Origin of the sequence: Lentzea aerocolonigenes (assembly GCF_000955955.1) — a bacterium.
GTDB lineage: Bacteria > Actinomycetota > Actinomycetes > Mycobacteriales > Pseudonocardiaceae > Lentzea > Lentzea aerocolonigenes_A.
Window position 1 is genome coordinate 1 of sequence record NZ_JYJG01000503.1, and the last position, 12,880, is coordinate 12,880.

11 protein-coding genes are annotated in these 12,880 nt (G+C 67.8%); 5 read left to right on the plus strand and 6 right to left on the minus strand.

The window, feature by feature from the left end; all coding sequences use genetic code 11:
• Positions 1 to 31: 31 nt before the first annotated feature.
• The 4 genes from UK23_RS49545 to UK23_RS44900 are packed head-to-tail and all read right to left on the minus strand — an operon-like array spanning position 32 to position 3,134.
• Positions 32 to 754, minus strand: a complete 723-nt coding sequence (locus UK23_RS49545) for a hypothetical protein (RefSeq protein WP_052685613.1) — start codon at positions 752 to 754, stop codon at positions 32 to 34.
• A gap of 55 nt (positions 755 to 809) precedes the next feature.
• Complete coding sequence (locus tag UK23_RS44890; protein WP_045317955.1) at positions 810 to 1,763, minus strand: aminotransferase class V-fold PLP-dependent enzyme; 954 nt, start codon at positions 1,761 to 1,763, stop codon at positions 810 to 812.
• Complete coding sequence (locus UK23_RS44895; protein ID WP_045317956.1) at positions 1,756 to 2,220, minus strand: DUF4442 domain-containing protein; 465 nt, start codon at positions 2,218 to 2,220, stop codon at positions 1,756 to 1,758. The genes UK23_RS44890 and UK23_RS44895 overlap by 8 nt, the downstream gene beginning before the upstream one ends.
• An 11-nt stretch (positions 2,221 to 2,231) precedes the next feature.
• A complete protein-coding gene (locus UK23_RS44900) occupies positions 2,232 to 3,134 on the minus strand; it encodes a glycosyltransferase (protein ID WP_045317957.1) in 903 nt (300 codons plus the stop codon).
• Positions 3,135 to 3,156: 22 nt separating this feature from the next.
• Here UK23_RS44900 and UK23_RS44905 point away from each other — a divergent pair, with 22 nt between their 5' ends.
• Both UK23_RS44905 and UK23_RS44910 read left to right on the plus strand, forming a co-directional pair.
• A complete protein-coding gene (locus UK23_RS44905) occupies positions 3,157 to 3,714 on the plus strand; it encodes a sugar O-acetyltransferase (RefSeq protein WP_045317958.1) in 558 nt (185 codons plus the stop codon).
• Between the two features lie 4 nt (positions 3,715 to 3,718).
• Complete coding sequence (locus UK23_RS44910) at positions 3,719 to 4,126, plus strand: YjbQ family protein (protein ID WP_045317959.1); 408 nt, start codon at positions 3,719 to 3,721, stop codon at positions 4,124 to 4,126.
• On the opposite strand, the gene UK23_RS44915 is transcribed toward UK23_RS44910, so the two are convergent.
• Complete coding sequence (locus tag UK23_RS44915) at positions 4,022 to 4,981, minus strand: hypothetical protein (RefSeq protein WP_052685616.1); 960 nt, start codon at positions 4,979 to 4,981, stop codon at positions 4,022 to 4,024. The two genes, UK23_RS44910 and UK23_RS44915, sit on opposite strands and share 105 nt — an antisense overlap.
• 120 nt (positions 4,982 to 5,101) lie before the next feature.
• Here UK23_RS44915 and UK23_RS49550 point away from each other — a divergent pair, with 120 nt between their 5' ends.
• Positions 5,102 to 6,091, plus strand: coding sequence for a hypothetical protein (locus UK23_RS49550; protein ID WP_156213852.1), 990 nt, complete (start codon positions 5,102 to 5,104; stop codon positions 6,089 to 6,091).
• A gap of 7 nt (positions 6,092 to 6,098) precedes the next feature.
• Here the strand turns inward: UK23_RS49550 and UK23_RS44930 are convergent, their stop codons facing one another.
• Positions 6,099 to 9,086: an AfsR/SARP family transcriptional regulator gene (locus UK23_RS44930; RefSeq protein ID WP_045317962.1), complete on the minus strand. Its 2,988-nt coding sequence runs from the start codon at positions 9,084 to 9,086 to the stop codon at positions 6,099 to 6,101.
• A gap of 796 nt (positions 9,087 to 9,882) precedes the next feature.
• On the opposite strand from UK23_RS44930, the gene UK23_RS44935 reads away from it, so the two are divergent.
• Positions 9,883 to 10,164, plus strand: a complete 282-nt coding sequence (locus UK23_RS44935) for a hypothetical protein (protein ID WP_045317963.1) — start codon at positions 9,883 to 9,885, stop codon at positions 10,162 to 10,164.
• A gap of 44 nt (positions 10,165 to 10,208) precedes the next feature.
• The gene (locus UK23_RS44940; protein WP_052685615.1) at positions 10,209 to 12,794 is read left to right on the plus strand and encodes a BTAD domain-containing putative transcriptional regulator; all 2,586 of its coding nucleotides are present in this window, start codon (positions 10,209 to 10,211) and stop codon (positions 12,792 to 12,794) included.
• Positions 12,795 to 12,880: the final 86 nt, after the last annotated feature.

The window sequence follows — 12,880 nt, forward strand, 5'->3', positions numbered from 1 at the left end:
GAGTTGGTGGTACTTGCAGACGCCATTCCGGTTAGTTGCTGAACGAGGACGCGAGCCTGATCGCGTCGTTGGAGACCTTCTTCATCTCCTTGTTGTGCGCCAGCGCGTCCGGGCCCTTGGTCGGCGAGTCCGACTCGACGATCACGACCTCCTGGTCGCGCTGCTCGGACGCGTACCCGCCGTTGGCCAGCGTGGTCAGCGGCGGCACGCTGATCGCCTTGTCCAGCACCAGGTCCTTGATGTTGCCGGTGCCGTCCTTCTGGGTCAGCTCGCGCAACGCCTTCGCGTCGGCCGCGGACTTCATCTTCACCACGGACACCGACGAGTAGACGGTGCGCCCGTCCGGCAGCTTGGCCGTGTAGAAGGCGCGCGTCAGCTGGAGGCACTGGGTGGTCTTGAGGAACGTCCCCGTCTGACCCGACGCGTGGGCCGCGCAGTCGCTGTCCTTCACCGGCTCAGCGAGCTCCGGCACGGTGGTGAACTCGAACTCCCCCGCGGTCTTCTGGGGCTGCGCGACCGGCTGGTCCACCGGCGTGGACGGCTGCAGCACCCACCAGACGAGTCCCGACACCACCGCGACGCCGACGAGCGCCAGGGCCTTGCCCATCCACGTCCTCTTCTGCGGAGGAGGTTGCGGAGGCAGCTGTCCCTGGCGGTTGTCCATGATCGACTGAAGCTTCATCAGCTCGTCGGCCGGGTAGAGCGGCGCGGTGTCGGTCGGCCTCGGTGGGAAGCGAGGCAGGTTCTGGGTCACCTCTTCAGGTGACTGGCGTGGTTCCGACACAAGGACCCACGGTAACGGACGGCGGTCAGCCAAGCGCTTTTAGCACCCGATCCACGTCCTCGATCGTGTTGTAAAGGTGACACGCGAACCGTGTGCGACCTGCGCGAACCGACGAGACGACACCCGAAACGTGGGGAACGTCAACTGAGACGATCGCCGAGCCGTTGGGGGCGAGCCCCAGTCCGGTCAGGAGGTGATCCGTCAGATTCACGCAGTGCGCGCGCACGGCCTCCAGGTCCAGTGACGCCACCCACGGGAGCGCGACAGAAGCCCCGACGTGCGCGTGCCACGTCGGCGAGAGGTCGAACCGCCGCGCGTCCGAACGGAGCACCAGCTCGGTGCCGTAGTTCTCCCCGGTGCTGTACCAGTTGGCGGCCAACGGGGTGAGGGCGTCCATGCGGTCAGGCCGCACCGCCAGCCAGGCCGCGCCGCGTGGCGACATGAGCCACTTGTAGGCGACGCCGACGACGAAATCGGCCCACGCCAACGACAACGGCATCCACCCGGCGGCCTGCGAGACGTCCAGCAGCACCGGTTTGCCGCTCGCTCGCAGGGTTTCCAGGTCCGCGATCGCACCGTCCGCCGACTGGACCACGCTCACCGCGACGAGATCCGCTTCGTCCACTGTGGACACGATCTGGTGACCGGCCGCGACGAACGGCAGCGTGACGCTGGTGAATTCGCCCGGTTCCACGAAGACCTTGGAGCCGTTGGGCAGCGACTGGGCCACCAACGACACGAACTGCGAGACCGTCGCGCCGCACGCCACCGACGTCGCAGGCACTCCGATGAGCCGACCGAAGGCTTCCCGGGACGTCTCGACCGCCTCGTTGAACGACGACGACGTGTCCTGGCCGCGCCGCCACCGTTCCTGCGCGGCCGAGACCGCGTCGGCGACGTGCCGCGGCGGCACCCCGATCGAGGCCGTGTTCAGGTAGCCCGGCTCGACGTCGAATACCGCTCCGAACGCCTCACGCATGCGCGAGCTGCTTGTCGCGCTTGCGTCGCGCGTAGACCTGCTTCTTCACCCGTGCGATCACGGTTCCATCCTGCCCGACGACATCGGTCTCGAACCAGATCAAGGCCTTCTCGCCGGACGCCGTCCGGTCCAGCACGTGCTCGACGTGCTCGTCGGTCAGCCGGAACTCCGCGTACACCGTGCCGCGGCCGGGTTCGACGAACTCGATCTCGCCCGCCCGGTCCCACACCACGTGCTGCCCCTTGAGCTGGTTGAACAGCAGCAACACCCAGAACGGGTCGGTCATCGCGAACAGCGAGCCGCCGAAGTGGGTGCCGAAGAAGTTGCGGTTCCACGGACGCAGACGCATCTTCACCCGCGCGTACCGGTAGTCCGGCGAGATCTCTTGCACGCGGATGCCGGCGAACAGGAACGGCGGCCACAGGTTCATCCCGAAGCGCAGGCGGCTTGCCTTCATAAAAAACAGTGTTACACAACGTCCGCCAGGCTGTCCGCAACTTCCTGCGGCGAAGGCATGTGACGTATCTCCTCCGCGAGCTGACCTGCGGCTTCCCGGTGAGCTCCGTCCACAAGCAACAGTCGTGCGCTCTCCGCGATCGCGTCGGCACTCACCGCTTGTACTGCTGCACCTCTCTCGACAAGCGCCGTGGCGTTGCCGAACTGATCGGCTCCTTGCGGCAGCACGACCTGTGGCACCCCTGCGGCCAACGCGGCGAGCATCGTGCCGCTCCCGCCGTGGTGGACGACGACGTCCGCCTGCTTGATCACCTCGGCTTGCGGCAGCCACCTGCCCGGGCCGGCGACCACCACCTGGGCGTCGAGCTGCCCGAGCCCGGCCGTCGCGGCCGCGAGCAGGTCCTCGTTGCCGAACACGGTCCCGAACGTGACGTAGATCAGCTTCTCGTGCGTACGTTGTGGCATCTCGCCGGGCGTCGCGTGCGGAACTGGTCGCAACAGGATTCGGCCGGCCGTGAAGCCCTTGTCCTGCAACGAGGGCGGGCAGATGTCGAGGTGCCGCCCGCCTTGCGGCCGCGCGAGTCCGATGCCCTCGGGGAACATGCGCCCGAACCCGTGCCACAGCACGGGGAACGCCCTTCGCCGAGCTTCGCGGAACACCTCGGGAACGGCCCAGCCGCAGATCACCAGGTCGGGCAGCACGCGTTCCAGCTCTGGCGCGATGTCCTCGGCGTAGATCTCGCCGAACACCAGGCCGGGCCGGAAAGGGCGCAGCCCCAGCCTGTTCAGTTCTGGGTGCATCTCGTCGCCGACCGCGAAGCAGACCTCGTGCCCGGCGTCGCGCAGTGCGAGCGCCAACGGGATCAACGGGTAGGTGTGGCCGACCGTCGCCATGCTGGCGAAGAGCACGCGCATGCCGTGACGATACTGACCTCCCATGGGAACCAACCGCGAGAAGATGATCAACGGCGAGCCCTACCTGTCGATGGACCCCGAGCTGGACGCGGACCGGCGGCGGGCGTGGCGGGAGATGGCCCGTTTCAACGCGCACGACCCGGAGGACCTCGACGGGCAGTACGCGATCCTCAAAGGCTTCGTCGCGGAGATCGGCGAGAACACGACGTTGTTGCCGCGCCTGCAGATCGAGTACGGCTACAACACGCGAATCGGTGCGAACAGCTTCATGAACTACGACGGGATCATCCTCGACTGCGGCCCGGTGACCATCGGCGACAACGTGATGATGGGCCCGCGCGTGCAACTGCTGACGGCGTTGCACCCGATCGAGGACCACGACGCGCGGATCGAGGGCTGGGAGACGACCGCGCCGATCGTCATCGGAGACCGCGTCTGGTTCGGCGGCGGCGTGATCGTGTGTCCCGGCGTGACGATCGGCGACAACACGGTGGTCGGTGCCGGCAGTGTCGTGACGCGTGATTTGCCTGCTCACGTGCTCGCGGTCGGCAACCCGGCGCGGGTGGTTCGTAAGATCTGAGGTCATGCGCAGCGAGGAGATCCAGATCCGCACTGGTTCCGACGAGGTCGTGTGGGACCTCACACGAGAGTGCGAGCGGTTCCTCAGCAGTGAGAACGGCGACGGCCTGTTGCACGTGTGGGTGCCTCACGCGACCGCCGGCGTCGCCATCATCGAGACGGGCGCGGGCAGCGACGACGACCTGCTGACCGCCCTGGAACGCATCCTGCCCCGCGACGTGAAGTGGCGGCACCGGCACGGCACCCCCGGCCACGGTCGTGACCACGTGATGCCCGCGCTGGTGCCGCCCTACGCGACGATTCCGGTGCTAGGCGGTGTGCTGGCGCTCGGCACGTGGCAGTCCATCTGCCTCGTGGACACCAACGTCGACAACCCCGTCCGCACGGTCCGTCTCAGCTTTCTTGCCGGCTAGCAAGAGCACGAGTCCGACGAGCGCGATCCCGCCGAACACCCACCACTCGGTGCTGATGGAGCCGTCGTACATGAGGCTGCGCAGGCCTTCCGCGGAGAACCGGAACGGCGTCCACGACCACAACACCGCCCGGTAGGTGGGGTTGAGCAGCTCCGGCACCTGGCCCGCCACCGCGGGTGCCATCAGGTAGAGCAGGCCGAGCACGCCCATCGCGCGGATGCCGAGGTGCTTGAACAACCCGGCCTGCAGCAACGCGAACGACACGGCGACGGCGAGCAGGAAAGTCAGCGCCGCGGTGCTGAACGTGACGCCCCACCAGGCCAGCAACCCGACCACCGAACTGCTCACCAGTACCGGCGTGAGCAGTGCGGACAGCAGCCGGAACCGCCGGCCCTTCAGGACCACGAACAGCAGTCCGGCGATCATCCCGCCGACCCACAGCAACGCCGATGCGGCCAGGGGCGCCGTGCGTTCGGCGGCCGTCACCGCCGGGGTCTCGACCTTGACCGGGAGGCCGGCACCCTGCGCGACACCGGTCAGCACCTGCTGCGCGACCTGCGTGCCGGACGGGTTGATCGCGGGGTTGAGCCGGATCGTCGCCTGACCGGGTGAGATTTCCAGAACCCCGTAGACCTCCTTGTCCGCCAGCAGGGTCCGGGCTTCGGCTGCGTCGACGACCTTGAGGTCGACCTCGGCCGAGTCGGCGGCTTTCACGCGCTCGGCGATCGGCGGCGGTGCCACAACGGCGAGCGGGACGTCGTGCGGGTGCACGGTCGCCTGCACGCCAAAGGTCAGCAGTCCCAGGAGAAACGCCACCACCGCGCCTGCGACGGCGGTGACCAGCGCGGTGCGCATCACGGGCCTCCATTTGTTCATCACACGTTGAATTTAATGAGCACCGTACGCTCGACACGAGATCGAAGTCAACGCTTGATGAATTAAGTCCTGTCAGACCCACCGGGTACCGTGCATCGCGTGACTTACCCAGGTGGCGGCGGACAGGGCGGCTGGAACGACCAGCAGGGCTGGGGCCAGCAGCAGGGTGACCATCCGAGCGGCGGTTACCCGACCGGCGGCTACCAGACCGGCGGCTACCAGACCGGCGGCTACCCGCAGACGGGCGGTTTCCCCCAGCAGGGCGGTTTCCCGGACACGGGCGGCTTCCCGCAGCAGGGTTACGGCCAGTACGGCGGTCTCGGTGTCTACGGCGGCGGCTTCGACAGCGAGCCGCCGAAGAAAAAGAAGACCGTCTGGCTCGTCCTCGCCACCGTCGTCCTCGTGCTGCTCGTCGGCGGCGGCGTGACGTGGCTGGTGCTCTCACGCGACAAGACCGACCCGAACGCGCAGAGCGGCCCGTCCACGCCGACCAGCGCCTCCTCGCAGGCGACCACCGGCAAGTGCAAGAACGCCGACATGCAGTGCGTCGAGACGTCGCTCGGCTACAACTACGAGGTCCCGAAGAACTGGGACATCGTCGAGGACAAGATCCCGATCCAGAAGTTCCCCGGCATCTCGCTGACCGGCGTCACCTCCTACGGCGACTACGAGTGCGAGGGCAAGCAGTACACCAAGGGCACCAACGGCGGAGCGCTGCTCCCCAAGGGCGACATGAACCAGACCGCCACCGACTTCGCCAAGGCCGTGGGCGCGCAGTACTACGCGTCAGGCGGTGAGCCGACGGTGACCACGAGCGCGCCCAAGCCGGTGAAGATCCAGCACACCCAGAAGGACGGCCAGAAGGTCGTCGTCGAGGGCGTGCAGGTCGACGCCACTGTCACCCAGACCGCCAACAAGTGCCTGGCCAGCAAGGGCCTGGTCAAGGTCATCGTGCTGAACGGCAGCAACAAGCTGCACACGCTCGTGGTGAACGGCGATCTCGAGGGCGGCGGAGGCGGCACGAAGCCGCCGATGCCCACGGAAGCCGAGCTGCAGAAGATGATCGACTCGCTGGTCCCGACCACCTAGAAGACCGTTATCGTGCGCCGCCGTTCGAGGGGACGGCGGCCGGCAGCGGGGTCTCGGCGGTGATCTTCTCCAGCACCGCCAGCGCCTTGCTCTCCCAGAGCGCGAGCCGCAGCTCCTGGAACGTCATCATCGCCTGCTCCACGATGGCGATCGCGTGGAACGTCTCACCTCGCTGCGACACCAGCTGCGCCAGGTCGAGCCGGATCCGCGCCGCCCCGACCCGGTCGAGGTTCTCCTCGCACAGCCGGATCGCGCGCCGCAGCAGCCGCCCGGCCTCCGCGAACATGCGCATGCGACCGTGGATCAGGCCGAGGGAGTGCAGCGCGTAGCTCTCGCCGACGGTGTCGCCGGAACGTTGCACCATTCCGAGCACCGACGTGATGAGCTGCTGCGCCTGCTCGTAGCGGCCCTGCACCAGCATCGCGCCGCCGAGCCGGTACAGCACCTGGGCCTCGACCCGCGGGCTGGAGATCTCCCGGCACATCCCCAGCGCACCGCGCAGCTGGCCCACCGCGAGCTCGTGTTCACCGCGGTCCAGGGAGAGCTGCGCGAGTTGAGACACCACATAGGCCTGACCCACGACGTCGCCCACGCGTTTGAAGCCCGCCAGCGACTGCTCGAAGATCCTGGTCGCGACCTCGGGCCGTCCCTCGTTGTACTCCAGCAGACCGAGGTTGCGACGCACCAGGGCGAGGCCGTGGGAGTCGTCGAGCTCGGTGAAGAGCTCCAGGGCGGGTTCCAGGGCGGCGCGCGCGGTCTCCATCCGCCGCTGGCTGTGGTGCAACGATCCCAGCGAGCAGAGCAGGGCCGCGGTGCCGCGCTTGTTGCCTGCCTTGCGCACTGCGTCCAGGGCCCGTTCGTGGGTCTGCTGCCAGTCGTCCAGGTAGCTGCGGGTCTCGAACAACGTCACCAGCGTCGTCGCGAGGTCCCAGCACAGCTCGTCCAGGCCTGCGTCGGCCGCCTGCAGGACGGCCGCGCAGATGTTCGGGCGCTCGCTTTCCAGCCACCCCAACGGGTCCTGCAGCACCTGGTCGAGGTACGGGGCGTGCGGCTGCCAGCGCCGGCCGTTGCCGTGCAGGACCGTGAAGTCGCCGCCGTAGAGACGTTGGTGTGCTTGCTCGGCCATCGCGAGCCAGCCGCCGGCCACGCGTTCCACGGCGGCGAGCTGGGTGGCAGGGGACTCGTGGACGGCCAGCTGTTCCTTGGCGAACAAGCGGATCAGGTCGTGGAAGCGGTAGCGCGGCAGGCCCGTCACGTCGCTGCCGACCACGTCGAGCAGCTGGGCGTCGACCAGGCGTTCCAGGAGGTCGAAGCCGCGGTGGCGGTCGTCGTCGGTCAGCGCGGAAGCCGTCCAGACCGGCAGGCTTTCCGCTTCCAGCAACGACATCATCCGCATCACCCGGCACGTGTCGGGTTCGAGCCCGTCGTAGGTGAGCGAAAGGCTGGCGCGCACGACCATGTCGCCGTGCACCAGTTCGTCGAGGCGATGGCGTTCGTCGGCGAGACGTCCGACCATCGAGGCCAACGTCCAGTGCGGGCGCGCGGCTAAGCGTGCGCCGATGATGCGCAACGCCAGCGGCAGACCTCCGACGACATCCACCAACGCTGATGCCGCAACGGGTTCGCTCTCCAGGCGTTGCGTGCCGATGATGCGGCCGAGCAGCTCCAGCGCGTCGTCGGAGTCCATGAAGTCGACGTCGACCAAATGAGATCCGGCGAGACCGGTCAACCGGGTCCGGCTCGTGACGACGACACCGCACGTCTGTGAACCTGGCAGCAACTGGTGCACCTGCGACTCGCTGCCCGCGTCGTCGAGAACGACCAGCACACGGCGGTTGGCGAGCATGCTGCGGTACATGTCCGCGCGTTCGTCCACGCCGTCCGGCAACGTGGAGCCCACCGCGCCGAGAGCGGACAGGAACCGGCCGAGGACTTCGGCGGGAGTGGCCGGTAGGGCCTGGGTGCCGCGCAGGTCGCAGTAGAGCTGACCGTCCGGGTAGGTCTCGGCGGCCACGCGGTGTGCCACGTGGACCGCGAGAGCGCTCTTACCGATGCCCGCCTTGCCCGAGATGTTCACCACGGGCATGGTCACGTGGTCGCCGGACAGCACGGCCTCGGCGCGCGCCACGACGTCCTGGCGGCCGATGAAGTCCGAGATGGTGGCCGGAAGCTGGTGCGGTGACACGACGTTCTGCACGGTGACGGGGACCGGCTTCTCCTGGTCGAGGCGCAGCACCTCGTCGTCGGTCAGGATCGCGGTCTCGAGTTTGCGCAATTGGTCGCTCGGTTCGAGGCCGAGGTGCTCGATGAACAGGTCGCGGCCGGAGCGATAGACGTCGAGAGCTTCCGACTGACGGCCGGATCGGTAGAGCGCGAGCATCAACTGACCACGCGGACGTTCCCGCAACGGGTGTTCGGTGACCATGCTCTGCAATTCACCGATGAGAGCGTGGTGCCGGCCGAGCAACAACTCGATGTCGACGCAGTTCTCCAGCACCGACAGGCGTTTCTCGTCGAGGCGCACTGCTTTGTTCTGCAACGTGGCCGCGGCGCCGCCCAGTGCCGGCCCGCGCCACAGCGCGAGTGCCTGGCGCAGCACCGCCGACGCCTCCTCCATGCGGCCCTGGCGGACGGCGGCGTCGGAGTCGGACACGCGGCGTTCGAAGACGAAGGTGTCGATCTTGTCGCCGGCGACGCGCAGCAGGTAGCCGGGCTGACGGGTCTCGATCTGGGCGTCGACGTCGACCCTCGCGAACTCCCGCCGGAGCGCGGACACGCAGATCTGGATCTGCGCCCGTGCGGTCGACGGCGGGGTGTGCTCCCAGACGAGGTCGATCAGCTGGTCCATGCTGACCACGCGGTTGGCCTCGAGCAGCAAAGCGCCCAGGATCGTCTGCTGACGTCCTGGTGGTACCTGAACCTGCTCCTCGGCGCCGATGACCTCGATCGGGCCGAGCAGCTTGAAAATCAGCTTGTCATCAGGGGCGGAGCTCATGTCGGACGACCTCTCGCGCCTTTATCTCTCGCAAAGCCCCAACACCTCACGCTCCGGACGATTACCGCTATGGGCTTTCCGTGACGGAATTGCATTTACGACTGCGGCGTCACGCACGTTCTTGCAATCCGGCCGAAGACGCGGAAAAGGGAATTCCCAGAGCGTCACCTCAAGATCGGGTTCCTGTATGAAAGTGTTTCACTTATTACCGTTGACCTCCCGTTAACGCGGACTGCGGGTTGGTCGGTCGGAGGTGTGATGATCTCCAAAGTTAGCCCCGGCAGCGAAAACTGTCAAGATCCTTCTTGTGTATCGGCACACGATCCACCATAATGCGCCCGATCTCAATAGGCATCTCATTTGGAGATGATCCATACCGGAACAACGGGGCAGATCAAGCAGTACGCGTGCCCGAGAATTCACCTGTGCCGGCGGCGGCTTCGCGACGATCGTACGTCATCCCGCCAAGCAGCCTGAACGTCTCATCAAGGTTACTCCGAGCGGCACAGGCCGTTCGTTCGGATCGCTAACCGAACCCAACCATTGCGGTACACCGCACCTAATTCCCCGGATAAGCCACCACCCTGCGTAGTAACAGCAGTTTGCTGACTGGCGGATCAGCTGTTGAGGCGTCTCAATTGGCCACTTCACTCCCGCCATCACGGCCGATTGATACGCGGTGGGTGCGCGATAGAGCCGCGATGGGCGGCGCTCCTAACTTCGTTCTCAGACGCCGCTCGAAGGTGTCTGAAGCACAACTCGAAGCCAAGGTCCGACCAAGCATGAGGAGGCCGACATGATCCGCAAGACGACCGCTGCCGCTCTGGTTCTCTCCGCCGTCCCGGCGGCCCTGGCACTTTCCCTCTTCTCCGGCACCGCACAGGCCGACGACACCCCGTGGGGCAAGCTCGCCCCGATCGACACCCCGTGGAGCCAGGTCGTCGCGAGCGACGACACCCCGTGGGGCAAGGGTCTCAGCGCCTCCGACGACGACACCCCGTGGGGCAAGACGATCACGCTGCCGTCCGTCCCGAACGACGACGACACCCCGTGGGACGACGACACCCCCTGGAGCTGATCACTCCCCTCCGTCCGGACAACGACCTGTAGGAGGCCAGAACCATGCGGTTCCACCTGCTGGGCTCACTGGAAGTCCTCGACGACGACATGCCCGTGCCACTGGGCGGCGTCAAGCAGCGCGCGGCTCTGGGTTTCCTCCTGCTGCACGCCAACCGCGTGGTGGCGACCAGCAAACTGCTCCAGGCGCTGTGGTCGCGGGACGTCCCGCCCACCGCGCGCAAGATGCTCCAGAACGCGGTCTCCGGACTGCGTGGCGTTCTCACCCCTCATGGCAGCGGCCCAGAAGGATCCGGCCCAGAAGGATCTGCGCTGCTGCTGACCCACGCGCCGGGCTACCTGCTGCGCGTGGACCCCGACTCCCTCGACCTGTCGCGCTTCCAGCAGCTCACCGAACAGGGCCGGGGCGAACTGTCCTCTGGCAACTGGCCCGCAGCCGCGAAGGTGCTTCGCAAGGCACTGAGCTTGTGGCGCGGTCCGGTGCTCGCGGATCTTGCGGAGACCGGTATCAACTGGCCGGAGCTCACCGCCATCAAGGACTGGCGGCTGGCGACGCAGGAGGACTGCTTCGAAGCAGAGCTCGCCTGCGGAAGGCACTACGAGATCATCGGCGAACTGGAGTCGTTGATCGAGGTCGAGCCGTATCGCGAACGGCTCAACGGTCAGCTGATGCTCGCGCTCTACCGCTGTGGCCGGCAGGTGGACGCGCTGAGCGTCTACCGCCGCACGAGGGCGGCGCTGGTGGAGGAGCTCGGCCTCGAGCCGGGGCGCGAGCTGCAGGAGCTGGAGCGCGCGATCCTCGACCACGCCCCCGCCCTGGATCTGCCGCCGTCGGTGCAACGCAGGCACCTGCTCGCAGTCGGTCAGCAGCCTTCCCCCGCTGTTCCCGTTCCCGCACCCGCTCCGGTGGCCATCGCGCCGCCGGTGGTGGAGCCCGCTGCCGCGGACGTGACGACCGTGGAGCGCAAGCTCGTCAGCGTCGTGATGGTGTCCGCCCAGCTCGGTCTCGCGGCCGGCGACGGCGACCCGGAGGACGTCGACGAGGTGCACCAGGAAGTCGCGGCGGTGGTGCATGCTGAGGTGGCACGCCTCGGTGGCGTCGTCGGAGGCAACGTCGGCTCCGTCTTCCTGGCTCTGTTCGGTGTGCCGCGAACGTCGGAGGACGACGCCGACCGCGCCGTGCGTGCCGCGTTGGCGATCCGCGATCGGCTGGTCTCCGTTGCCGACGTGCAGATCGGTGTGGCCACGGGTGACGCCCTGGTCCGCCTGCCTGTCTCCGGCACCCCTTCAGCGTCGGGCGTGCTGCTCGACCAGTGCCGTCAGCTGATGGCGCTCGCACCGCTGGGCGCCGTGCGTGCCTGCACCGCGACCCGTGATGCCGGCTCCTCCGTGACGTGGGCCGCCGACCCGGCCCCGACCGGCGGCTGGCAGGCAGTCTCGTGCGTCTCCCCGTGCGGCGCGACCCGCCGCACGCAGGCTTCCGTGCCGTTCGTCGAACGCGAACGCGAACTCTTTGTGCTGCAAGGACTTCTGGACGAGGTCCGGGATCGCCGCCGCCCGCACTTCGTCACCGTTCTCGGCGAGGCGGGCGTGGGCAAGACACGTCTGATCCACGAACTGGGCGCCGCGTGCACCTCCCCGGCCACCGTCCTGCGCGGCACGGCCACGGCGTTCGGCGACGACCACGGCTACGGCCCTCTTTCCGGCGTCGTGCAGGGCTTCTCCTCCCCCGAGGCCCTGCACGACGCGCTCACCTCGCTCGTCGGCGTCGGCGAGCTCGCGGACCGCCTGCACTCGAGCCTCGCGGGCCTGGCTTCAGGTTCTCCTGACGTCTCCGCCGACTTCCCGGCGTGGCGGCGGTTCCTGGAGGAGATCGCGGATTCCGGTCCGCTGGTCGTCTTCCTGGAGGACGTGCACTGGGCCAACGACGTGGTGCTCGACTTCGTGGAGGAGCTGAGCGAGCAGGCCGGTTCGGTCCCGCTGCTGGTGATCGCGACCGCTCGGCCCGAGCTGCTGCAGCGCCGTCCGTCCTGGTTCGGAGGCAAGCGCAACGCCACCACCATCAGCCTGGAACCGTTGTCGCACAACGGAACCCGCAGCCTGCTGAACTCACTGCTGGAGACCGGGGAGCTGTCCGCGGAGCTGTGGCAGGCGCTGGTCTCGTGCGTCGGCGGCAACCCGTTGTTCGCCACCGAGTACGCCAGGATGGTGTCCGACCCGCGGATGCCGTGCCTGCACAACGATGGCGCGCTCCCGGTCCCGCCTCCGGTCCGCAGCGTGATCACGGCCCAGCTGGACTCGCTGCCGTTCCCGGTGAAGGCCGTGTTGGGCGACGCGGCCGTCGTGGGCGAACTCGTGTCGCCCGGTGCGGTGGCGGCGACCGGTCAGCGCGATGCCGGTGACGTGGCCAAGGCACTGGAACTGTTGGAGCAGCGCGACTTCCTGCGCCGTCAGGGCCGCAACAGCGAGTCGGGCGAGATCGAGTACGGTTTCCGCCACGGCCTCGTCCGCGACGTCGTGGCCGGCCAACTGCCCCGTGCGGTGCGTGCCGAGAAGCAGGACCGCGCCGCCGCCTGGTTCGCCGAGCCCGCGCTGGATCTGATGCCGCTCATGGACCGCCGAGCAGGCTGACGCCTTCAGCACCCGATCTTGTCGGTGCTGCCGAGTACGTTGAAACGCAGGGGTTCCCAGCTCGGGGGTACCCCTGCGTCAGCGTG

What these genes read in the sequence shown, in the direction of transcription:
- UK23_RS44890 (WP_045317955.1), bottom strand. Translation starts at nt 1,763, where the DNA reads ATGCGTGAGGCGTTCGGAGCGGTATTCGACGTCGAGCCGGGCTACCTG.
- UK23_RS44895 (WP_045317956.1), bottom strand. Translation starts at nt 2,220, where the DNA reads ATGAAGGCAAGCCGCCTGCGCTTCGGGATGAACCTGTGGCCGCCGTTC.
- UK23_RS44900 (WP_045317957.1), bottom strand. Translation starts at nt 3,134, where the DNA reads ATGCGCGTGCTCTTCGCCAGCATGGCGACGGTCGGCCACACCTACCCG.
- UK23_RS44905 (WP_045317958.1), top strand. Translation starts at nt 3,157, where the DNA reads ATGGGAACCAACCGCGAGAAGATGATCAACGGCGAGCCCTACCTGTCG.
- UK23_RS44910 (WP_045317959.1), top strand. Translation starts at nt 3,719, where the DNA reads ATGCGCAGCGAGGAGATCCAGATCCGCACTGGTTCCGACGAGGTCGTG.
- UK23_RS44915 (WP_052685616.1), bottom strand. Translation starts at nt 4,981, where the DNA reads ATGCGCACCGCGCTGGTCACCGCCGTCGCAGGCGCGGTGGTGGCGTTT.
- UK23_RS44930 (WP_045317962.1), bottom strand. Translation starts at nt 9,086, where the DNA reads ATGAGCTCCGCCCCTGATGACAAGCTGATTTTCAAGCTGCTCGGCCCG.
- UK23_RS44935 (WP_045317963.1), top strand. Translation starts at nt 9,883, where the DNA reads ATGATCCGCAAGACGACCGCTGCCGCTCTGGTTCTCTCCGCCGTCCCG.
- UK23_RS44940 (WP_052685615.1), top strand. Translation starts at nt 10,209, where the DNA reads ATGCGGTTCCACCTGCTGGGCTCACTGGAAGTCCTCGACGACGACATG.